Annotated in this window: 20 protein-coding genes, 2 tRNA genes, 1 other RNA gene and 1 pseudogene; 10 read left to right on the top strand and 14 right to left on the bottom strand. The window is 75.4% G+C overall.

The genetic code is table 11. From position 1 onward, the window contains the following. Window positions 1–45 precede the first annotated feature (45 nt). On the top strand, window positions 46–951 hold the full coding sequence (locus FHX36_RS13435; RefSeq protein WP_183513818.1) for a glycosyltransferase family 9 protein: 906 nt from the start codon (window positions 46–48) through the stop codon (window positions 949–951). Here the strand turns inward: FHX36_RS13435 and FHX36_RS13430 are convergent. The 7 genes from FHX36_RS13430 to FHX36_RS13400 form a co-directional block, all read right to left on the bottom strand. Next, window positions 948–2618, bottom strand: a complete 1671-nt coding sequence (locus FHX36_RS13430; RefSeq protein WP_110552594.1) for a substrate-binding domain-containing protein — start codon at window positions 2616–2618, stop codon at window positions 948–950. The two genes, FHX36_RS13435 and FHX36_RS13430, sit on opposite strands and share 4 nt — an antisense overlap. A 178-nt stretch (window positions 2619–2796) precedes the next feature. After that, complete coding sequence (locus tag FHX36_RS13425; RefSeq protein WP_110552595.1) at window positions 2797–3789, bottom strand: UDP-glucuronic acid decarboxylase family protein; 993 nt, start codon at window positions 3787–3789, stop codon at window positions 2797–2799. Window positions 3790–3958: 169 nt separating this feature from the next. Next, on the bottom strand, window positions 3959–5311 hold the full coding sequence (locus FHX36_RS13420) for an ABC transporter substrate-binding protein (protein ID WP_110552596.1): 1353 nt from the start codon (window positions 5309–5311) through the stop codon (window positions 3959–3961). A gap of 89 nt (window positions 5312–5400) precedes the next feature. Beyond that, on the bottom strand, window positions 5401–6567 hold the full coding sequence (locus tag FHX36_RS13415; RefSeq protein WP_110552597.1) for a branched-chain amino acid ABC transporter permease: 1167 nt from the start codon (window positions 6565–6567) through the stop codon (window positions 5401–5403). Continuing rightward, a complete protein-coding gene (locus FHX36_RS13410; RefSeq protein ID WP_110552598.1) occupies window positions 6564–7448 on the bottom strand; it encodes a branched-chain amino acid ABC transporter permease in 885 nt (294 codons plus the stop codon). Before FHX36_RS13410 ends, FHX36_RS13415 begins: the two co-directional genes overlap by 4 nt. A gap of 46 nt (window positions 7449–7494) precedes the next feature. Further along, on the bottom strand, window positions 7495–8265 hold the full coding sequence (locus FHX36_RS13405) for an ABC transporter ATP-binding protein (RefSeq protein WP_110552599.1): 771 nt from the start codon (window positions 8263–8265) through the stop codon (window positions 7495–7497). Next, window positions 8258–9151: an ABC transporter ATP-binding protein gene (locus tag FHX36_RS13400; RefSeq protein ID WP_220035969.1), complete on the bottom strand. Its 894-nt coding sequence runs from the start codon at window positions 9149–9151 to the stop codon at window positions 8258–8260. The genes FHX36_RS13405 and FHX36_RS13400 overlap by 8 nt, the downstream gene beginning before the upstream one ends. A gap of 171 nt (window positions 9152–9322) precedes the next feature. On the opposite strand from FHX36_RS13400, the gene FHX36_RS13395 reads away from it, so the two are divergent. Further along, the gene (locus tag FHX36_RS13395; protein WP_110552600.1) at window positions 9323–10540 is read left to right on the top strand and encodes a PucR family transcriptional regulator; all 1218 of its coding nucleotides are present in this window, start codon (window positions 9323–9325) and stop codon (window positions 10538–10540) included. Between the two features lie 5 nt (window positions 10541–10545). Here FHX36_RS13395 and FHX36_RS13390 read toward each other — a convergent pair whose 3' ends face one another. From FHX36_RS13390 to FHX36_RS13380, 3 genes are all read right to left on the bottom strand, one after another. Beyond that, entirely contained in the window at window positions 10546–10779 is a 234-nt protein-coding gene (locus FHX36_RS13390; protein ID WP_110552601.1) for a DUF2630 family protein, read from the bottom strand. 63 nt (window positions 10780–10842) lie between these two features. Further along, on the bottom strand, window positions 10843–11757 hold the full coding sequence (locus FHX36_RS13385; protein ID WP_183513817.1) for a prephenate dehydrogenase/arogenate dehydrogenase family protein: 915 nt from the start codon (window positions 11755–11757) through the stop codon (window positions 10843–10845). Then, the gene (locus FHX36_RS13380; protein WP_110554168.1) at window positions 11754–12197 is read right to left on the bottom strand and encodes a PaaI family thioesterase; all 444 of its coding nucleotides are present in this window, start codon (window positions 12195–12197) and stop codon (window positions 11754–11756) included. The genes FHX36_RS13385 and FHX36_RS13380 overlap by 4 nt, the downstream gene beginning before the upstream one ends. Window positions 12198–12208: 11 nt before the next feature. Here FHX36_RS13380 and FHX36_RS13375 point away from each other — a divergent pair, with 11 nt between their 5' ends. From FHX36_RS13375 to FHX36_RS13360, 4 genes are all read left to right on the top strand, one after another. Beyond that, a complete protein-coding gene (locus FHX36_RS13375) occupies window positions 12209–12733 on the top strand; it encodes a tRNA adenosine deaminase-associated protein (RefSeq protein ID WP_110554169.1) in 525 nt (174 codons plus the stop codon). Continuing rightward, a complete protein-coding gene (locus FHX36_RS13370; RefSeq protein ID WP_110554170.1) occupies window positions 12730–13368 on the top strand; it encodes an HAD-IA family hydrolase in 639 nt (212 codons plus the stop codon). The genes FHX36_RS13375 and FHX36_RS13370 overlap by 4 nt, the downstream gene beginning before the upstream one ends. A gap of 67 nt (window positions 13369–13435) precedes the next feature. Continuing rightward, window positions 13436–13894, top strand: coding sequence for a nucleoside deaminase (locus FHX36_RS13365; RefSeq protein ID WP_220036091.1), 459 nt, complete (start codon window positions 13436–13438; stop codon window positions 13892–13894). Between the two features lie 10 nt (window positions 13895–13904). Continuing rightward, window positions 13905–13989, top strand: a tRNA-Ser gene (locus tag FHX36_RS13360). A 61-nt stretch (window positions 13990–14050) separates the two neighbouring features. Here FHX36_RS13360 and FHX36_RS13355 read toward each other — a convergent pair. Genes FHX36_RS13355 through FHX36_RS13345 form a run of 3 tightly spaced genes read right to left on the bottom strand, consistent with a single transcriptional unit; the run spans window position 14051 to window position 16729 of the window. After that, the gene (locus tag FHX36_RS13355) at window positions 14051–14557 is read right to left on the bottom strand and encodes a hypothetical protein (protein WP_110554171.1); all 507 of its coding nucleotides are present in this window, start codon (window positions 14555–14557) and stop codon (window positions 14051–14053) included. A gap of 26 nt (window positions 14558–14583) precedes the next feature. Beyond that, window positions 14584–16347 carry a protein kinase domain-containing protein gene (locus tag FHX36_RS23565; protein WP_183513816.1) on the bottom strand — a complete coding sequence of 588 codons (1764 nt, stop codon included), beginning with the start codon at window positions 16345–16347 and terminating at the stop codon, window positions 14584–14586. 34 nt (window positions 16348–16381) lie between these two features. Then, window positions 16382–16729 carry a hypothetical protein gene (locus tag FHX36_RS13345; RefSeq protein WP_110553984.1) on the bottom strand — a complete coding sequence of 116 codons (348 nt, stop codon included), beginning with the start codon at window positions 16727–16729 and terminating at the stop codon, window positions 16382–16384. A gap of 138 nt (window positions 16730–16867) precedes the next feature. On the opposite strand from FHX36_RS13345, the gene FHX36_RS13340 reads away from it, so the two are divergent. Continuing rightward, a tRNA-Ser gene (locus FHX36_RS13340) sits at window positions 16868–16952 on the top strand. Window positions 16953–17018: 66 nt separating this feature from the next. Here the strand turns inward: FHX36_RS13340 and FHX36_RS13335 are convergent. Beyond that, window positions 17019–17837, bottom strand: a pseudogene (locus FHX36_RS13335) (DMT family transporter); the annotation flags it as partial. 192 nt (window positions 17838–18029) lie between these two features. Here FHX36_RS13335 and ffs point away from each other — a divergent pair. The 3 genes from ffs to FHX36_RS13320 all read left to right on the top strand — a co-directional run bounded on the left by ffs (window position 18030) and on the right by FHX36_RS13320 (window position 21169). Further along, an RNA gene (ffs, locus tag FHX36_RS13330) (signal recognition particle sRNA small type) lies at window positions 18030–18125 on the top strand. A gap of 73 nt (window positions 18126–18198) precedes the next feature. After that, window positions 18199–18867: a YceI family protein gene (locus FHX36_RS13325; protein ID WP_110553983.1), complete on the top strand. Its 669-nt coding sequence runs from the start codon at window positions 18199–18201 to the stop codon at window positions 18865–18867. Window positions 18868–18928: 61 nt separating this feature from the next. Beyond that, window positions 18929–21169, top strand: coding sequence for a DNA polymerase III subunit gamma and tau (locus FHX36_RS13320; protein WP_183513815.1), 2241 nt, complete (start codon window positions 18929–18931; stop codon window positions 21167–21169). Window positions 21170–21265 lie beyond the last annotated feature (96 nt).

The raw sequence follows: 21265 nt of genomic DNA, 5'->3' as shown, positions 1-21265 counted from the left end.
CAGGTTTCGGCGCCGAGACCCGGGCAGGACGGGCAGCCCACGGCGGTGGTGCTGCGGCCGCTGGGGCTCGGGGACCTGCTCACCGGGGTGCCGGCCATCCGCGGCATCCGCGCCGCCGTGCCCGGCCACCGGCTGGTGCTCGCCACCACCCGGGCGCTCGAGCCGCTGGCGGCGCTGGTCGACGCCGTCGACGAGGTGCTGCCCGCCGTCGAGCTCGAGCCGCTGGACTGGACCGGCCCACCGCCGGAGCTCGCCGTCGACCTGCACGGCAAGGGCCCGCTGTCGCACGTCGTCGTCGCCGATCTGCACCCGCAGCGGCTGCTCACCTTCGACAGCCCCGGGTACCCCGGCCCCACCTGGTACCCCGACGAGCACGAGGTGCGGCGCTGGTGCCGGCTGGTCTCCGAGGGGCTGCAGGTCGAGTGCGACCCCGACGCGCTGGACCTGGCGGTGCCGTCGGTGACCCCGCCGGTCTCCGGGGTCGCCGTCGTGCACCCGGGGGCGGCGTTCCCGGGGCGGCGCTGGCCACCCGACCGGTTCTCCGCGGTCGCCCGGCACCTGGCCGCCGCCGGCCTGCAGGTGGCCGTCACCGGCGGCCCCTCGGAGCGCGATCTCGCGGTCGAGGTCGCCGCCGGCGCGGGCCTGGGGGAGGACGCCGTGCTGGCCGGCCGGACGACGTCGCTCGAGCTGGCCGCGGTCGTCGCCGCAGCCCGGGTCGTCGTCTGCGGTGACACCGGGGTGGCCCACCTGGCCAGCGCCTACCGCCGGCCGTCGGTCGTGCTGTTCGGCCCGGTGTCCCCCGCGCTGTGGGGGCCACCGCCGCGCCCGCAGCACGTCGTCCTGTGGCACGGCGACGGCACCGGCGACCCGTGGGGCACCGAGCTGGACCCCGCGCTGGCGAGGATCACCGTCGGCGAGGTGACCGGCGCCCTCGACGAGCTGCTGGCCTAGCCGCGGCGGCGGATCGCGTCGAAGAGCACGCTCTGCAGGTCCTCGGGGTCCAGGGCCTGGTAGGCCGCCCCGCCGGTCGCGCCGGCGATCTCCTCCAGCGCGCCCAGGTCGGCGTCCGGGCCCAGCGCGATGCCGACGACCTTCACCGGCCGGTTCGGGTCGGCTTCGCTGCGCAGGGTGTCGAGCAGGACGTCGAGCTGGATGCCGGTGTCGTCCTCGTTCTCGCCGTCGGTGATCAGCACGACGGTGTTGACCGACCGGGCGTCGAACGCGTCGCGGGAGGCGCGGACGGCGGCCAGCGTGGTGTCGTAGAGGCCGGTGCCGCCCGGCTGCAGCAGGCTCGGCACGCTGTCGAACTGCTCGTTCAGCAGCTGCCGCTGGCTCTTCCCGCCGGCGTCGGCGCCGAAGGTGCGGATCGGGGCCAGCTCGACGTGGTCGCGCTCGCCGTCCAGCTGGTAGGCGAAGGCCCACAGTCCGCCGGAGTAGGAGTCCGGCAGCAGGGTCAGCGCGCTCTTCGTCGCGTCGCGGGCCAGCGTGGCGCGGGTGCCGTCGCCGGCGGGTGCGTTCATCGAGGTGGAGACGTCGATGACGGTCAGCAGCCGGGACGGCGTGGCGAGGCTGGACAGCCGGCCGAGGAGCGCCTGCACGGCCGCGCCGTCCAGCTGCAGCGCGCGCGGGGCCGCCTCCTGGATGCCGGTGCCGGTGCCCGCCCCGTCGGGCGCAGCGCCCTGGTGGTCGCGGAACCCCGCCGCCCGCGCCCGGGCGTTGACCTGGGCGCCGACGAGCACCTCGGCGACGGCGCTGGCCGCGTCCTGGTCCTCCTCGCGGGTCGGCACCCGCAGCACCGGGTAGTCCAGCGAGGGCGAGCCGTCGCGGGGGTAGACGGCGACGAGGGAGTCCGAGCCCGCCGCGCGGTTGGCGGTGAGCACCTCCTGCTCGCTGAGCGGCACCAGCGGGGCATCGGCGCCGCCCTCGGTGCCGGCGGTGATCGCGTCGCCCACGGTCGGCACGTCGCCGCGGCCGGCGGCCAGCACGGCCTCGACCACGGCGTTGTCCGCGGCCTCGCCCCCGCCCAGCGACTGGCGGACGGCGCCGAGCACGGAGATCCCCTCGGCGCTCTCGGCCAGGTCGGGCACGGCGAGCGGCCGGTCGGTGGTGAGCGCCTCGCCCCAGCTGGGCGGCGTCTCGAGCCAGCCCAGCTCCTCGGCGACCGCGCGGCTGGTGGCCAGCACGAGCGGGGAGGTGGCCAGCGAACCCGACGGCACCAGGCCGGCGTCGCCGGCGCGCGCCGCCCACAGCGAGGAGTCGGGCACCCACACCTGGGGGAGCGCGTCGGAGCCCAGCGCCCCGAGGTCGGCCAGCGTCTGCAGCGGCTCCTCGGCGGTGAGCTCGGCGACCGCGCAGGAGTCGCCGCCCAGCGACGGCGGCTCGGCCAGCAGCTCCCGCACCAGCGACTCGACCTCCGGCGCGACGGTCACCCGGACCGTCTGCTCGTCGGCGCAGCCAGGGGCGTCGGCCACCGCGTCGTCGTCCCGCGACGTCCACCAGACGAGGCCGGCGGCGAGCACCGCGACGAGCAGGACGGCCAGGCCCCCGAGCAGGGCAGGCCGACCGGCGAGCCCGGTCCGGGCGCGGCGGTGCGCGCGTTGGGAGGCGTGGCGCCCCATCTGGGTTCTCCGTCTGTGTGCAAGGCCCCGTGCTGGTGCCCTGCGCGCCGTGGAGGCAGCTACCGGGCATCGGTCGGCCGGAACTCTACCCAGAGAATCGCACGCCGGGGATGGCCGTGACCGGCCCGGATGTGGGCCCGGTCACCGTCGGTGCGCGCTCCGCCGCAGTGGGGCCTCCTCAGCTCGCCTGTGCGGCGGCTGCCTCCCGCTGCGCGGCGAACCACTCCACGGTGCGGCGCAGCCCCTCCTCCGAGGGGACGGTCGGACGCCAGCCGAGCGCCTGCTCGGCCAGGGTGGTGTCCGGCCGGCGCACCTTCGGGTCGTCGACCGGCAGGTCGATGAAGCCGATCTCCGAGCTGGACCCGGTCAGCGCCACGATCCGGCGGGCCAGCTCCAGCATGGACAGCTCGTCGGGGTTGCCGATGTTCATCGGACCGGTCTCGGTCGAGAAGGCCAGCGCGAGGATGCCGCGCACGGTGTCGTCGACGTAGCTGATCGACCGGGTCTGCGAGCCGTCGCCGGCGACGGTCAGCGGCCGGCCCGCGAGCGCCTGGCCGACGAAGGCGGGGATCGCGCGCCCGTCGTCGGGGCGCATCCGCGGGCCGTACGTGTTGAAGATCCGGACGATCGCGGTGTCGGTGCCCTGCGAGGTGCGGTAGGCGGTGGTCAGCGCCTCGCTGAACCGCTTCGCCTCGTCGTACACCCCGCGCGGCCCGACCGGGTTCACGTTGCCCCAGTAGTCCTCCCGCTGCGGGTGCTCCAGCGGGTCGCCGTAGACCTCGGAGGTGGAGGCCAGCAGGAAGCGGGCGCCCTTGTCCTTGGCCAGGCCCAGCGCGTGCAGGGTGCCCAGGCTGCCGACCTTGAGGGTCTCGATCGGCATCTTCAGGTAGTCGAGCGGGCTGGCGGGGGAGGCGAAGTGCAGCACCAGGTCGACCGGCCCGGGCACGTGCACGTAGTCGGTGATGTCGCAGCGCACCAGCCGGAAGCCGGGGTGCTCCATCAGGTGCAGCACGTTGGTCGGCGACCCGGTGAGGAAGTTGTCCAGGCAGACCACCTCGACGCCGCGGTCGAGCAGGTGCTCGCAGAGGTGGGAGCCCAGGAAACCGGCCCCGCCGGTCACCACCGCCCGCTTGATCTCCCGCGCCTCGGGCACCGCTCCGTGCACCGCCATGACCTGCTCCCGTCGTCCCTGCCGCGCGCGCTGCCCGCGGTCCGACGGGACACCTACCCGGAAGATCGACAACCAACACTTCGGAGCTGAAGTTTCCCCCCGGACGGTGGAACGCGGCTGGGCCGCCGGTCTCCTCGGAGACCGGCGGCCCAGCCGGTGGAGCGTCCTCTCAGTCGACCGGCTCCTCGTCGGGGATGCCGCTCTCCGGGGGAGTGGCCGCCTCGGTGTCGGACTCGGTGATCTCGGCGTCACCGATGTCGGTCAGCTGGACCGGCAGCACCTCCTCGGTGCTGGTGCCGGTGATCCGGCTGATCGACATGCCGCTGGTGCCCATGTGGCTGTCGGCGGAGTAGCGGAACGGTGCGAGGACCGGACCCTCCCAGTCGCCGCCGGCGGTCTCGATGGCCTCGACCAGACCGTCGCGGGTCGGGTTCTGGCCGGCCGCCTGCAGGGCCTGCACGGTCGTGTAGGCCTGCGCCATGCCGTAGATCCGGTAGTTGGTGAGCTCCCCCTCCTGGCCGGAGGCGTCCCACACCTCCTGGAACAGCTGGACCCACGGGTTGTCCGGCTCGTCGACCGTCGGGAGGTAGTCGGTGGTCAGCGTGCCGTCGAGGACGCTGGCGTCGGTCACCTTGCCCTGCGAGAAGTTGTTCAGCAGCGAGCCGACCAGCGTCGGGTCGGACCCGACGTTGGAGTAGAACCACTGCGGGTCGTAGCCGAGCTGCAGCGCTGCCAGCTGCGACAGCGCGGTGTAGCTGGGCACGTTGAAGCCGACGACGAAGTCGGCCCCGGCGGCCTGCAGCGCGGCGATCTGCGGACCGATCTGGGTGTTGCCCGGGGTGTACCGCTCGGCGGCCACGATCTGGTCGTCGATGTACTCGCGGATGCCGGACTCGCCGTCCTCGCCGAAGTCGTCGTCCTGGAGGAAGAGACCGACCTTGGCGTCCGGGAACTCGTCGGCGATGTACTGGCCGATGATCTTCCCCTCGCTCTCGTAGTCGGTCTGCCAGCCGAACGTGTACGGGTTGGTCTCCGGGTCCTCGCCCCACAGCAGCGACCCCGAGGAGACGAACAGGTCGGGCACGCCCTCGCTGTTCAGGAAGTCCAGGACGGCGCTGTGCGTCGGGGTGCCGAGGCCGCCGACGATGGCGAAGACCTCGTCCTCGAGCACCAGCTGGTTGACGACCTGGCTGGTGTTGGTGGGGTTGTAGGCGTCGTCGCGGTAGATGTACTCGATCTGCCGACCGTTGACCCCGCCGGCGTCGTTGACGTAGTCGTAGTACGCCTGGGCGCCGGTCGGGATCTCGCTGTAGCCGGGGGCGGCCACGCCGGTCAGGGGGAAGTGGGCACCGAGCTTGATGGAGTCCTCGGTGATGCCGATGTCGGACGCCTCGTTGGCGCCGCCGGCGTCACCGCCACCGCCACCGCCGCCGTCGTCACTGCCCCCGCCGCAGGCGGCGAGGGTGGAGGCGACGGTGGCTGCGGCCAGGACGGTCACGAGACGTCGGGAGGATGTGGACAACGGTTCTCCTCTGGTGCGGCCCGGGCGTCTTTGCCCGGGGGTCGGTGGGGGGTCGAGGGGCCGGGAGCGGCGTACCGGTCGGGTCGTCCTCACCCCCTGCTCGTGCGGGCGGCCGACCGCTTCGCGCGGCTGGTGAGCCACCGCGTGCGGAGGGTGCCGACGAAGCCGGCGGGGGCGAAGATCATCGCGAGGACGAGCACCACGCCGTAGACGAACGGGGCCAGCTGGGCCGCCTCGGTGTTGTCCAGGCCCCAGCCGGCACCCAGGTCGGTGACGAAGGGCGGCAGGAACACCAGCAGGGCCGAGCCGAGCAGCGCGCCCAGCAGGCTGCCGAGGCCGCCGATGACGATCGCGGTCAGCAGCGACAGCGAGAGCACCAGCGTGAAGCCGCTGGGCGCTGCCAGCCGGACGACGAGCGCGAGCACGCCGCCGGCCAGCCCGGCCGCGGCGGCGCTGACCACGAAGGCCAGCACCCGCCAGGCGCCCAGGTTGATCCCGGCCAGCTCGGCGGCCACCTCCTGGTCGCGCACCGCCCGCCAGGTGCGGCCGATCCGGCTGCGCACCAGGTTGGCCAGCAGGAAGTAGGTGATCAGCAGGCAGATGGCGCCGACGTAGGCCAGCCACTTGGTGTTGGTGGCGCTGTTGCCCGACACCGTGCTGATGAACTGCTCGAACCACTCCGGCGCCCGCGGCGCCCGGACCCGCAGGCCCTGGTCGCCGCCGAGCCACTCGTTGAAGTAGATCGCCAGGCCGGGCAGGCCGACGGCGAGCGCGAGGGTGGCGCCGGCCAGGTACGGCCCGTGCAGCCGGGCCGCCGCGACGCCGACGAGGGCGCCGACCGCGGTGGCCACGACGACCGCGGCGAGCAGGATCGCCGGCAGGGGGAGCGGCTCGTCCGCGGACAGGAACAGCGCGGTCGTGTACGCGCCCACCGCCATCAGCGCGCCGTGCCCGAGCGAGATCTGCCCGTTCATGCCGGTCAGCACGGTGAGCCCGCCGGCCGCGATGGCGTAGTAGCTCAGGGTGGCCAGCTGCGAGTTGGTGAACGGGTCGGTGATCTCCAGCAGCACCACTGCGGCCACCGCGGCGACGAGCACCAGCAGCAGGTGGCGCAGCAGGGTGGAGCGGGGGAGGAAGGTGCGGCCACCGGCGGCGGCTGCGGACGGCGCGTTCGCCGCCGCGGTCGCCGTCGTCGGCGCCTCCTCGGTGGCCTGGCCGGCGACGGGTGCCGAGCTCTGCAGGTCGCTCACGGTCATGCCCTCCGAGCCGTGCTGCTGGCGAAGATCCCACCGGGGCGGACGAGCAGCACCACCATGAGGATCACCAGGGCGGCGACGTTGACCAGCGCGCTGCCGCGCTCGATGTAGCCGCTGACGTAGGAGAGCGCGAGGCCCAGGACCAGGCCGCCGACGATGGCGCCCACCGGGGAGTCGAGCCCGCCGAGGATCGCGGCGACGAAGCCGAAGACGATCAGGCTGTCCATGTAGGCCGGGTAGACGAACTCGCCGCCGGCGATGAGCAGCCCGGCCAGCGAGCCGACGACGGCGGCCAGCGCCCAGCCGAGGGTGAGCATCCGGCCGACCTTGACGCCCAGCAGCCGTGCCACCTCCTGGCCGAAGGCCGACGCCCGCATGGCCAGCCCGACCCGGGTGAACCGGAACAGCACCACCAGCAGCGCCATGACGACCAGCACCGAGCCGATCACGTAGAGGCTGGTCGGGGTGAGCGCGATCCGGCTGTCGCCGACCTGGAAGCCCTCCAGCCCGAACGGCGTCGGGAAGGACTGGAACGAGGAGCCGAAGATGATCGCGATCGCGGCCTGGATGGCGACGAAGAGGCCCAGCGCCACGATCACCGCGTTCAGCTCGGGGCCGCCCTCGACCGGCCGGATGACCACCCGCTCGATGACGGCGCCGAGGACGAACCCGGAGGCCAGCGCCACGACCAGGGCGAGCCAGTAGGACTGCCCGTTCTGGATCAGCGCCAGCGCGATGAAGGTGGTCGCGGCGGCCATCGAGCCCTGGGCGAAGTTGACGATCCGGGTGGACCGCCAGATCAGCACCAGGGCGAGGGCGAAGGCCGCGTAGACCATGCCCTCGGTCAGCCCGGTGAGGGTGACGTTGATGAAGTACTGCACGGGGAGGGTGCCTTCCTGGCGGTGCGGAGTCCTGGGGGCGGGTGCGTCAGAAGCCCAGGTAGGCGTGCCGCAGGTCCTCGTCGTCCATCAGCGTGCGGGCGGAGTCGGTGACGACCACCCGGCCGAGGTTCAGGACGACGCCGACGTCGGCGACCGACAGGGCGCTGCGCGCGTTCTGCTCGACCAGCAGGACCGAGAGGCCCTCGGTGTCGACCAGCTGGCGCAGCAGCCCGAAGATCTGGGCCACGATCCGCGGCGCGAGGCCCAGCGAGGGCTCGTCGAGCAGCAGGATCCGCGGCTTGGCCAGCAGCGCCCGGCCGATGACGAGCATCTGCCGCTCACCGCCGGACAGCACGTGGGCCGGCTGGTCGCGGCGCTCGGCGATCCGGGGGAACAGGTCGTAGATCCGGTCGAACTCGTCGCGGCCGACCTTCCCGCGGAACAGCGCGCCGACCCGCAGGTTCTCGTCGACGGTCAGCTCGGCGATGACGCCGCGCCCCTCGGGGACGTGCGCCATGCCCTTGCCGACCATCGCCTCGACCGGTGCCGCGGTGATGTCCTCCCCGCCGAGCAGGACCCGCCCCGACGAGCTGCGGACCAGGCCGCTGATCGTGCGCAGCAGCGTCGTCTTGCCCGCGCCGTTGGCCCCCAGGACGGCGGTGATCCGACCGGCCCGGGCGCTCAGCGTGACCCCGTCGAGGGCCCGGACCGGGCCGTAGGAGCTGGTGAGGTCCTCGACCTCGAGGAGGGCCGGCGCCGTCGCCGTCCCGCCCGCGGCGGTGACCGCGGTGCTGCCGTGCGGGCGCGGGTCAGCCATGGTGGCGTCCTCCCTCGGTGGCCGACAGCGCAGCGGCGTCCGCCGCGACGTCGACGTCGTCGCCCAGGTAGGCCTCGGTGACCGCCGGGTCGGCCTGCACCTCGGCCGGGGTGCCGGCGGAGATCTGCCGACCCGAGTCGAGCACGGTGATCCGGTCGCAGACCCGCATGACCAGGTCCATGTGGTGCTCGACGAGCAGCACGCTCATCCGCCCGGACAGCGTGCGGATCAGCTCGCCCAGCTCGTGCATCTCGTCCTCGCCGAGCCCGCTCGCCGGCTCGTCGAGCAGCAGCAGGTCGGGCTCGGAGACCAGCGCCCGGGCCAGCGCGACCCGCTTCTGCACCGGGTAGGGGAGGCCGCCGGGGTACCGGCCGGCGTACCGCTCGGCACCGAGGTCGGCCAGCGCCGCGGTGGCCCGTGCGCGCAGCGCGCGCTCGTCGGCGTCCGACCGCGGCAGGGCCAGCAGCGCCGAGGCGAAGCCGGCCCGGGCGTGCCGGTGGGCGCCGACCATCACGTTCTCCAGCACGGTCATCCCGGCGAAGAGCCCGACGCCCTGCAGGGTCCGGGAGATGCCCAGCCCGGCGAGCTGGTGCGGGCGCAGCCGGCGCACCGGGCGGCCGCGCCAGACCATCTCACCGGCGGAGGGCCGGACCAGCCCGCAGGCGACGTTGAACAGCGTCGTCTTGCCGGCGCCGTTGGGGCCGATCAGCCCGTGGACCTGACCCGGCTCGACCACCAGGGAGACGTCGGAGAGCGCCGTCACCCCGCCGAAGGCGACCGAGATGCCGGTCATCTCCAGCCGGGAGGTGGGGGCCGTGGGTGCGGCCGGGCGCGGACCGGTCGCGGTGCTGCCTGCAGTCGGGGACGGCTGCGCCAACGGGCCCACGGCTCCTTTGCCTCGGGTTCCCCGTCCACCGGCCATGGCGCGGCGCACGGGGGTCGGCTCATCCGACCCCGTGAGCGTGGAGTGCGGTGAGAGCCGTCACAATGGGCGCCGAGCACAGCGATCACCCAGGTTGCTTGTGCACTGTGCGGTGTGTCACAAGGGGGTGTCACGGTGCAGCCATTCCGGCCCGAGGTGTCCGCGCGGCTGGCGGAGCTCGCCCCGCCGCTGCTGGACCAGCTCGACGAGATGACCTCCCGGATGATCAGCATCCTGGAGCGCAGCGAGGGCGCCTACGCCGACCAGGGGCCGGTCGTGCTCGCCGAGCTGTTCGAGTCGACCCGGGCCAACCTGGAGCGCGGGGTGCGCACGCTGATGGGCGACGCCGACGACGGCGGTCGCGCGGCGCTCACCGCCGCGCGCGAGGTGGGCCGGCGGCGGGCCGTCCAGGGCGTGCCGCTGGAGACGGTGCTGCGCGCCTACCGGCTCGGCGGGCAGGTGACGTGGGAGGCGCTGCGGGCGGCGGCGCGGGGGGCCGAGGCGCCCGGGGACAGCGACGTCCTGCTAGAGGTCGCCGGGTCGGTGTGGCACGTCAACGACGTGCAGTGCGCCGCGCTGGCCGAGGCCTACCGGAACGAGGAGCGCCGGCTCGCCGGGATCGACGACCAGGCCCGGCAGCAGGTCCTCGACGGGCTGCTCGGCGGCCGCGGGGGCGACCCGGTGTTCGTCCGGACGGCGTCGGAGCTGCTCGCGCTGCCGCTGGACGGCCGGCTGGTGTGCGCGGTGGCGCCGCCCGACGACCACGGCGGCCCGACGCTCGCCGACCCCGGGCCGCGGCTGCTCAAGCGGGGCGTGCGCTCGGTCTGGGGGTGGCGCAGCGGGGCGCAGGTCGGCATTGTCGCGCTCGGCAGCCGGCGGGTGACCGACGTCCTGGCCTGGCTCGGCGAGCTGGCCGAGGGGCCGGTCGGGGTCTCCGCGGTGGTGGAGGGCGCGGCGTCGGTCGGGACGGCGTGGCGGCTGGCCGACACCGCGGCCCGCACGCTGCCCGGCGGCCAGTGCCGGGTGGTGAGCATCGACGACCGGCTGCCCGAGGCGCTGCTGAGCAGCTCGCCGGAGATCACCCGGCGGCTGGTCGAGCAGTCGCTGGGCCGGCTGCTGGAGCTGCCCGCCGACGAGCGCGACGTGCTGCTGGACACGCTGACCGCGTTCCTCGCCGCCGACGGCTCACCGACCCGGGCCGCGGAGGAGCTCTACTGCCACCGCAACACCGTGATGCACCGGCTGCGGCGGATCGAGCAGGTCACCGGCCGCTCGGTGGCCGACCCCCGCTCCCGGCTGCTGTGGCAGCTGGCGTTGCTGGAGGCGGGCCACCGGCGGCCGGCGCCGGCCTGACGCCCTTACTGCAGGTAGTTCTCGACCTGCGGCTCGGGGCGCGGCTGCGCCTCGTCGGGGTCGTTGCCGTACTGCCGCTTGGCGTCGCGCTGGCGCAGCAGGTCCCACAGCTGGTCGAGGTCCTGCTCCAGCTGGGCGACCCGGGCGCGCTGCTCCTCGGTGTGCTCGCCGGAGTTCCGGAGCGCGTGCTCCTCCTCGACCAGCGCGTGGATCTGGCTGCGGATGTCCTTGTCGTCCATGTCTCCCTCTCCTCGTGCGTCGTGATCAGCTTGCCCGCTCGGCGTGGCTCCCACGCGTGCGGCTCAGGGCCCGGGCACCCAGCCCTCGACGAAGGCGGCCAGCCGCCGGGTGACCGCACCGCCGGAACGGCCCAGCGCGAGCAGCGCGGCCCGCTCCAGCGGCACCCGTGCCGGACGCCGTCCCGCGGTCGCCGTCCGGACGGCGTGCCCGTCGGCGACCAGCTCCGCCCAGGGCCGCCCGAGCTGGGCGCGCACCCGCTCGAGGGCCGCCGTCGTGGGGCCCGCGTTGCCCTCCACGAGTGCGGTCACGAAGGCGGGGTCGCTGGCGATCACCCGGGTGCCGTCGCGGAAGCTGCCGGCGGCCAGCGACAGGGCCAGCGGGCCGGCCTGCCCGGCGGCGGCGGCCAGCGCGGCGGCCAGCAGGTGCGGGACGGCGCTGATCGCGGCCACCGCGTCGTCGTGCTCGGCGGCGGTGACCGGCACGACCTCGGCGCCGACGGCCAGCGCGATCTCGGCGACCCGCAGCCAGCGGCGCAGGTCGGTCCCCGGCTCCAGGCACAGCGCCCAACGGGCGCCGGTGAACAGGTCGGGGTCGACGGCGGTGTGCCCGGACCGCTCGGTGCCGCACATCGGGTGGCCGCCGACGAAGCGGTCGCCGAGCGCGGCCCCGAGCTCGGCGAGCACCGGCACCTTCACCGAGCCGAGGTCGGTCACGGTGGCGCCGGGGTCGACCCGCAGCCCGGCCAGGGCGGTGCCCATCACCGGCAGCGGGACGGCCAGGACGACGACGCCGGTGAGCTCCTGGCTGATCCGCACGCCGTGCGCCTCGGCGGCCTCGCGGGCGGCGGGGTCGACGTCCCAGCCGGACACCGGGCGCCCGGCCGCGGCCAGCGCCGCGGCGAGCGAGCCGCCCAGCTGGCCGAGCCCGACGACCGACACCGGCGGCGCGGGCATGGTCGGCACCGGGAAGCCGGTCACGGGGCGGTCTCCCACGGCGTGCCCAGCCGGAACACCCGGGCCAGCGCGGTGGCCACCCGCCGCCCGTCGGTGGTCATGGCGTCGATCCGGTAGACCGCCGTCCGGCTGGTGCGGTGCAGCTCGACGCCCTCGGCGACCAGCCGGTCACCGGGACGGCCGGGGGAGAGGAACTCGGTGTGCACGTCCTGCGCCACCGCGACCGTGCCGTGGCTGTTGCTCACCGCGCCGTGCACGACGTCCAGCAGCGCCATGGTCGCCCCGCCGTGCGCGGTGCCGACCGCGTTGAGCAGCTGCGGCCCGACGGTCATCGTGGCGCGGGCGTAGCCGGGCCGGACGTCGGTCAGCTCGATGCCCAGGTGGGCGGCGAGCGGGTCGGCGGCCAGCGCGGCGAAGAGGGCCGGGTCGACGGGTGTGCTGTCGTCGTCCGGGGCGTCGGCCATGATCAGAGGCTATGACGCCCCCGCCGGACGACGGCACCGCGCTGCGGCAGAGCTTCGCGGTGCGGGTCAGCCGCAGCGACGACCGCTGGCTGTGCGAGCTGCTGGCCGCGGACGCCGACGACGAGCTGCCGGTGCTGGAGCGCGCCCTGGGCGACCCGGGGACGGCGGGCTGGCCGGGCCCGTTCGTGATCGTGGTCGACAGCCGGCTGTACTTCGTCGTGCTGCGGCTCGGGCCGGGCGGGATGGTGCGGGCGCTGATCTCCGACGCGACCTTCCAGGAGTGGGTGCTCGCCGCCGAGGTGGTCGAGCGCTACGGCATCCCGGTCGCGACGGGGACGACGGTGGACGACGCGTTCGACGAGGACGGGCAGGGCTGGCCGGGGGGCGACCTGGACGTCTTCTCCGACGCCGGGCTGCCGGCCGAGGAGCTCACCCGGCTGCTGGACTCCGACGAGCTGTGGGCCGACGAGATGGTGCTGCGGATCGCCGAGCGGCTGGGCTTCGCCGACCAGCTGACCGCGGTGGCCGCGCCGTGACGGTGCGCGCGGTCGTCTTCGACCTGGGCGGCGTCCTCACCGAGAGCCCGATGGCCGCCTTCGCCGCCTACGAGCGCGAGGCCGGGCTGCCCGACGGGCTGGTCCGCCGGCTCAACAGCACCGACCCGGACACCAACGCCTGGGCGCGCTACGAGCGCCGGGAGCTCGACGAGGCCGGCTTCCGGACGGCGTTCGAGGCCGAGGCCGCCGCGGCCGGGCACACCGTGGACGCCGGCCGGGTGCTCGCCGCGCTGCACGGCGACCTGCGCCCGGCGATGGTGACCGCCGTCCAGCGGCTGCGGGACGCCGGGCTGCCGCTGGCGCTGCTGTCGAACAACGTCGCCCCGATGGCGCGCACCGGGCGGCTGGGGGAGCTGCTCGGGCTGTTCGACGCGGTGGTCGAGTCCTCCGTCGAGGGCGTGCGCAAGCCCGAGCCGGCGATCTACGCGCTGGCCCTGCAGCGGCTCGCCGACGCGGTGGGCCGTGACCTGGCGCCCGGCGACTGCGCCTACCTGGACGACCTCGGCATCAACCTCAAGCCCGCCCGGGCGCTGGGCATGCACACGGTCAAGGTGGTGGACCCGGCGGCCGCGTTGGCCGAGCTGTCGGCGCTGACCGGGCTGGAGCTGGCATGACCCGCGCCGTGGGTCGAGCTCTGCCCACAGGTGTGGGCAGAGCTCGACCCACCGCGGAGGTGTTCCGGTGACCGACGACGAGGCGATGCTCCGGGCGCTCGAGCTGGCCGCCGCCGCGCAGGGGTGGGGGGACACCCCGATCGGCGCCGTCGTCCTCGGGGCGGACGGCGCCGTGCTGGCCGAGGCGGCCAACGAGCGGGAGAAGCGGGGCGACCCCACCGCGCACGCCGAGGTGCTGGCGCTGCGCGAGGCCGCCCGGGTGCACGGCGACGGGTGGCGGCTGACCGGCGCCACCCTCGTCGTCACGCTGGAGCCGTGCACGATGTGCGCCGGCGCGAGCGTGCTGTCCCGGGTCGCCCGGGTGGTCTACGGGGCCGACGACCCGAAGGCCGGGGCCGCCGGCTCGCTGTGGGACGTCGTCCGGGACCGCCGGCTCAACCACCGGCCCGAGGTGGTGGCCGGGGTGCGCGCCGAGGAGTCCGGCGCGCTGCTACGTGCCTTCTTCCGCTCGAAGCGGGGCCTGTAGTCTCTCCGGCGGTGGCGTGTCCGAGCGGCCGAAGGAGCACGCCTCGAAAGCGTGTGAGGTGCAAGCCTCCGTGGGTTCAAATCCCACCGCCACCGCGTGCCGACGGCGGCGCCCGATCCTCACCGGATCAGGCGCCGCCGTCGCCGTTCCCGGGCCTCAACAGTTGGCCTTGCCGTACTCGTCGACCGCGGTGCCGGAGTCGACGAGCTCGGTCTGCAGCTCCTGGAGCCGCGGCGCGAGGTCGGCGTTGGCCGCGGGGTTGGTCAGGTCGGCCTCGTTCAGCAGGTCGCGCATCCCGGTCCAGGCCGTCACCAGCCGCTGCCACTGCGGTGCGGCGTCCGAGGGCGGCTCGACCGCGGAGATCCGCTCCACGGCCTCGGCCAGCAGCGCCGGCGCCTGCTGCGGGTCGTTCTGGAAGCCCTGCAGGTCGTCGGTGATGTCGCTGAGCAGCGCCGGCACCTCGGTGCAGAACGTCTCCTTCTTCTCGGCGTCGGCGTCGGCCGATGCCTCGGCGTCCTCGCTCGCGGAGTCGTCCGCAGCCGGCTGGGAGGCCGAGCCGGAGTCGCTGGCGGAGGTGTCCGAGTCGCCGGAGCCGCAGCCGGCGAGCAGGGCGGGGGCCACCAGGAGGGGCAGGAGGGCGGCACGGAGCCGGTGACTGCGCATGGCAGGACCGTAGCGGGGGCTGTGGATCAGACCGCCAGGTCGTAGTCGATCAGCAGCCGGCCGTCCTGACCCCTGACCAGGCTGATCTCGTGCTGCTCGTCCTCGACCTCGCCGTCGGTGTCGACGAAGGTGACCGGGGCGGTGGCCACCAGCGACCCGTCCTGCGCCGACACCGGGCCGAGCGTGACGGCGCTGAAGTCCTGCCAGAACCCGATGTAGTCCTCCAGGCTGCCGATCTCGGCCCGCAGCCGGGGGCCGGTCAGCGCCCAGGCCTGCTCCGGGTTGCCCGGCAGCAGCGCGTAGTAGCCGGTGATCGCCTGCTCCACCTCGGCCGCGCTCCCCGGTGCGGGCCCCGCGGGCGTCGTCGGGGTCGTCGTCTCCGGCGTGGACGGCGGGGTGGACGGCGTCGTCGCCGGTGGCGGAGCCGAGGTGGTCTCCTCCGCGGTCGGCGTGGGCGACGAGGACGAGCTGGCCGGTGCGCTGCTGCTGGCACCGGCGGACGGCGTCCGGCCGTCGGCCCGGCCCAGCTGCCAGACGACGAGCGCGGCCAGCAGCCCGGCGACGAGCAGCGCGGCCAGCACCGCGAGCCGCCGGCCGCGGCGCCGCGTCGGCGGGGGCGGGGGCGCCACCGGCTCCCGGACGGCGGCCGGCCGGGGCTCCCGCCCGGCCGGTGCCCGGGGCGGCGGAGCGGCGGGCACCTCGGGGGTCGGGGCCGTCGGCTCGGCGGGGAGGACCGGGGGAGCGGCCACCACCGGCACGGGGTCGACCGCCGCCGGGTCGACCGCGGTCCGGGCCGGTGCTGCTGCGGCTGCCTCGGCGGGTGCCTCGGCCGGCGCCGCCGGCTGCTCGGTGGTCGGCGGGACGGCCGGCAGCACCCGGCCGCCCACCGGGCGCACCTCGGTCAGCGTCGGGGCGATCGGCGTCCGGGCGGTCAGCACCTCGGTGACGTCCCGGTCGCGACCGGCGGCCAGCTGCGCCAGCTGGTCGCGGACCTCGGTCATCGACGGCCGCTTCGCCGGGTCGTTGTGCAGCATCCGCATCAGCGGCCGGGTCAGCGTGCCGGCGTTGCGCGGCCGCTGGAAGTCGCCGCCGGCCACCCGGTAGAGCATCTCCAGCGGGTTCTCCGTCATCCCGAACGGCGGGGTGCCCTCCAGGCAGGCGTAGACGGTGGCACCGAGGGAGAAGACGTCGCTGGCCTCGTCGGGCTCCTGCCCGCGGGCCACCTCGGGCGCCAGGTAGGCCGGCGTGCCCTTGACCACGCCGGTCTGGGTCAGCGACACGTCACCGCGGGCCCGGGAGATCCCGAAGTCGGTGATCTTCACCAGGCCGTCGCTGCGCTCGCCCTCGCCGATCAGGATGTTGCCGGGCTTGACGTCGCGGTGGATGACGCCGGCCGCGTGCACGGCGATCAGCGCGTCGGCGACCTGCGCGCCGATCTGCGCCACCTGCTGCACCGGCAGCGTCCCGCGGTCGGCGAGCACCTGGGCCAGGCTCCGGGAGGGCAGGTACTCCATCACCAGCCACGGGGTGCCGCCGTCGTCCACCATGTCGTAGACCGACACCGCGTGCGGGTGCGTCAGCCGGGCCGCGATCCGCCCCTCGCGCATCGCCGCCTCGCGGTGCCCCGCGGTCGCCTCGGGGTCGCTGCCGACCGGGATGAGCACCTGCTTGACGGCGACCTCGCGGCCCAGCAGCTCGTCGCGGGCCAGCCAGACCGCGCCCATCGCCCCGCCCCCGAGCCGCGAGCGCAGCAGGTAGCGCCCGGCGACCCGGGAGCCCGGCGCGGTCACCCCTGCCCCGCTCGCACGCCCGCCCGACCGCCGCTCAGGCGGAGACCGGGGCCCCGAAACGGCGCGCGTACTCCGTCTGGGCCCCCTCGGGCAGTGCGTCGTACAGCTCGCCGAGCTCGGTGATCGAGCTCTGGGGCAGCTCGTCGAACAGCTGGGACCAGCTCGGCGGCTCGTCGTGGGCGCGGGTGAGCAGCAGCTCCCACGCCCGGGTCTGCCGGTCACGCTGCGCGCGGTCGGCCACCATGCCCGACAGGTACTGGTCCTTGGCCGCGTCCTTCTCGGCCCGGGTCGCGTCCGCCGGGAGGTTGCTGGGGTCCGTCTCCTGCAGCGCCGTCACGATCGCCGCGACGACCTCGGGGCGCACCTCATCGGTACCGCTCATCGTCGGAGTCCTCCGGTCCCTCGGTCCGGCGGGGTTCGCCGGTGTGATCACTCAACCACCCCCGGGGCGCGCGGGCCGCTCGGGTGGAGGGGGAGCGGCTGACGGCGCAGGGGGTGCCCGGTAGAGTGGCCCCGCACTGGAGGATTCGCCTAGTGGCCTATGGCGCTCGCTTGGAAAGCGGGTTGGGTGCAAGCCCTCGGGAGTTCGAATCTCCCATCCTCCGCAGGTAGAGCGCCGTCACGGCGCCGAGCATGAGCAGGCCCCCCACCAGGGCGGTGGGGGCGAGCCGCTCGCCGAGCACGACGGCCGCCAGCGCGGTCGCGGTCAGCGGCTCGAGCAGGGTCACGATCGAGGCCACCGCGGCCGGGACGGCCCGCACCCCGGTGAAGAACAGCCCGTAGGCCAGCGCGGTCGGCACCAGCCCCAGGTAGACCAGCAGGGCCAGCGACAGCGGGTCGGTGGTCAGGTCCAGCCCCGCGGCCAGGGCGACCGGGGTCAGCAGCACGGCGCCCGCGGCGAAACCGACCGTCGTCGTCGGCACGCCGTCGGGCACGCGCGAGGACAGCAGCACCACCCCGGCGTAGGCCACCGCGCAGCCGACGGCGGCCACCGCACCGAGCAGCACGGCGTCCCCGTCGTCCCCGCCGGCCGACACGCCGACGAGCAGCACCAGCCCGGCGAGCGCGACGGCCAGGGCCAGGCCGGTCGCCCGGTCCGGGCGCCCGTGCCCGAGGACCGCGGAGCCCACGGCCACCAGCAGCGGGGCGAGCCCGAGCGACACCAGCGTGGCGATGCTCACCCCGGCGGTGGCCACGGCGGCGAAGTAGGCGCTCTGGTAGACCGCCAGACCCGCGCCGACGGTGACCAGCCGCCACCGCAGGCCGGGGGCGAGCGGCGCGCGCGGGCCCTGGCCGCGTGCCCGGTGGGCGGCGAGGTGGACGGCGACCAGGACGGCGGCGCCGACGGCCATCCGGTGCCAGGCGATGTCCAGCGGGTCCAGCCCGGTGCGGTCGGCGACCAGGTCGCCGGTGATGCCGGAGGTGCCCCAGCACAGCGCGGCGAGGACGACGAGGGCGAACCCGCGGGACGGGGGCGTGCGGGTGGTCATGACGCTCCTGGGTGGGTCCGGTCGGGGGGACGCGGTCCGGAGCGCGGGGAGGGCGGGTCGGCCCGGTGGCGCCCCGGTCAGGGGCGCGGAGGCGGCAGGACGACGGTGGGCCCGGTCATGGCGGGGGAGCGTAGCGGTGCGCGGGAGGGGCGGCACCGGGGTTCCGCGGGCGGTCCGTCCTCTACAGTGGACGTCGACCCCTCGTGCGGCGTCACCCTGTGAACCTCCCCAGGGCCGGAAGGCAGCAAGGATAAGCGGGCTCTGACGGGTGTGCGGGGGGTCCCTTTTTCTCCCCCGGTCTCACATGCTGCTCCCAGGTTCGTGCGGTTGACTTCATGAACCTTCAAACAAGGGAGCCGACATGCCGAGTCGTCGTACCTGGTTCATCGCCGGTGGAGCGCTGGCCGTCGTGGCCGCGGGCGCCATCGGGGGGCCGCTCGTCTACGCCGCCCTCGAGGAGGACGCCCCGCCGGCGCCCACCGTGCAGGCGCAGCCCTCGGACGCCGCGCTGGTCAGCGACACCGACGGCACCTGGACCATCACGACCGGCTCGTCCGCGGGCTACCGCGTGCACGAGGTGCTCAACGGCGCCGACGTCACCGTCGCCGGCACGACCGACCAGGTCACCGGGACCGTCGTCATCACCGGCGGCGACCTCGCCGATGCCGACGTGACCGTCGACGTGGCGTCGATCACCACCGACAGCGGCCGGCGGGACGGCTACTTCCGGGACAACGTGATGGACGTCGCGGCCAACCCCACCGCCACCTTCTCGGTGACCCAGCCGGCCGACCTCCCCGAGCTGACCGGCACGCCGGTCGAGATCCCGGTGACCGGCGAGCTGACGCTGGCCGGGGTGACCCAGCAGGTGCAGACCCAGCTGTCCGTCGTCCGGACCGCGGACGGCGTCGAGGCCTCCGGCTCGGTGCCGGTGACCTTCGGCGACTACGGCATCGAGGCGCCGAACCTGGGCTTCGTCCGGGTGGACGACCAGGGCGAGGTCGAGTTCTTCCTGCACCTCACCCAGTGATCCCGGACGCTCCGGTGCCGCGTGGCACCGGAGCGTCGGTCCGGGCACGTAGATTCGCGGCGTGGCTCTGGCGCTCTACCGCAAGTACCGCCCGGCGACCTTCGCCGAGGTGGTCGGCCAGGAGCACGTCACCGCGCCCCTGATGAACGCCGTGGACAGCGGGCGGATCAACCACGCCTACCTGTTCAGCGGCCCGCGCGGGTGCGGCAAGACGTCGTCGGCGCGGATCCTGGCCCGCTCGCTGAACTGCGAGCAGGGGCCGACCTCGACGCCCTGCGGCGTCTGCGGCTCGTGCATCTCGCTGGCCCCCGACGGCCCCGGCTCGATCGACGTCATGGAGATCGACGCGGCCAGCCACGGTGGTGTCGACGACGCCCGCGACCTGCGCGAGAAGGCGTTCTTCGCCCCGGTGCACAGCCGCTACAAGGTCTACATCGTCGACGAGGCGCACATGGTCACCACGCAGGGCTTCAACGCCCTGCTCAAGGTGGTCGAGGAGCCGCCGGAGTTCCTCGTCTTCGTCTTCGCCACGACCGAGCCGGAGAAGGTCCTCCCGACCATCCGCTCGCGCACCCACCACTACCCGTTCCGGCTGGTGCCGCCGAGCACCCTGCGCGGCCTGCTGGAGCGCACCTGCACGGCCGAGGGCGTCACCGTCGAGCCGACCGTCTTCCCGCTGGTGGTGCGGGCCGGCGGTGGGTCGGTCCGCGACTCGCTGTCGATCCTGGACCAGCTGCTGGCCGGCGCCGGGCCCGAGGGCGTCACCTACAAGTCCGCGGTCGGGCTGCTGGGGGTCACCGACGAGGCGCTGCTCGACGAGGCCGTGGACGCGCTGGCCGCCTCCGACGCGCCCGGGGTCTTCCAGGCCGTCGACCGGGTGGTCGAGGCCGGCCACGACCCGCGCCGCTTCGCCACCGACCTGCTCGACCGGCTGCGCGACCTGATCGTGCTCGACGCCGTGCCCGAGGCCGGCGGCAACGGCCTGCTCGACTGCCCGCCCGACCGGCTGGACCTGATGAGCCGGCAGGCCGCGGCCCTGGGCGGCGCGACGCTGTCCCGGCTGGCCGACACCGTGCACGAGGGCCTGACCGAGATGCGCGGGACGACGGCGCCCCGGCTGCTGCTGGAGCTGGTCTGCGCCCGGATGCTGCTGCCCGGCGTCGACGGCTCGGCCGCGGCCACGCTGCAGCGGCTGGAGCGGCTCGAGCGGCGGATGTCCATCGCCGGTGAGCACGCGGGGCGTCCCGAGGCGCCGGTCGCCGCAGCGCCGGTCGCCCCGCCGGCCGTGGTCCGCGCCCCCGCTGCACCGGCGGCCGTCGCTCCGGCCCCCGCTCCGGCCCCTGCCGCCGCCCCGGCGCCCGAGCCCGCACCCGCCGCAGCAGCCGTCCCGCCCGCGGCGCGGCCTGCCTACGTGCGTCCCTCGCAGGCCCGGGCCGCAGCCCCGGCGGCGTCCGCGCCTGCGGCCCCGCCCGTCGCCGCACCGGAGGGCGACGACGGCTGGCCGGTCACCGCCCGCCCGGGCGCCATGGCCGCGAAGCCCGCACCGGCCCCGACCCCCGCCGGCCCGCCGGCCGAGCGGGCCCGCCCGCCATTGGCCACCGGTGAGCCTGACGTCCCGCTGCCGCCCGAGCCGACCGACGACGAGGACTGGCCGCAGCCCACCCGCGCCGCGGCCCCGGCGGCTCCCCGTCCCGCCCCGACCCCCGCCCCGGCCACCCCGCCACCGGCCGCCGCACCCGCGCCGCGGGCCGCGGCGGAGTCCGCCCCCGCCCCGCGCGGCGGTGAGCCGACCCCGCTGGTCTCGGCGACCCCGGCCGAGCCGGCCGTCGACGACGGTGCCCTGACCACCGCCGACGTCCGGCGGATCTGGCCCGAGCTGCTCTCGGTGGTCAAGCGGCACAAGCGCACCACCGAGGCGCTGCTGAAGAGCGCGCAGGTGCACGACCTGACCAACGGCACGCTCACGCTGGCGGCCACCTCGCCGGCGCTGGCCAAGATGCTCGGCGACGACCTGAACAAGGACATCGTCCGGCAGGCGCTGGAGGAGCTGCTCGGCGTGCGCTGGAAGGTGCAGGCGGTCGTCGACACCCCCGGCCAGCCGGCGGCCGGCCCGTCGGTGACCCCGGAGGCGGCGCGGGCAGCTGCGCAGGCCGCGGAGTCCGCCGAGGCCGACGAGCTGATGGCCGAGCGGGCCGCCGACGTCTCCACGGACGGTGCGGACGCGCCGCCCGCGCTGGACCCGGAGGCGGCGGCGCTGCAGCTGCTCCGCACCCAGCTCGGCGCCCGCCCCATCGACAGCTGAGGGACCCCCTCGCCCCCCACGGCACGCTCCGCGCGTCGCGGGACCCTGCGAGGCGGCCGGACGCCGCGTCGGCCGCGATCGTCGGTGGCAGCACCT

This window comes from Modestobacter versicolor, assembly GCF_014195485.1.
In the GTDB taxonomy this organism is placed as follows: Bacteria; Actinomycetota; Actinomycetes; order Mycobacteriales; family Geodermatophilaceae; genus Modestobacter; species Modestobacter versicolor.
The sequence above is the reverse complement of the archived record's forward strand: the minus strand, read 5'-3'. Positions and strand labels throughout refer to the sequence as shown.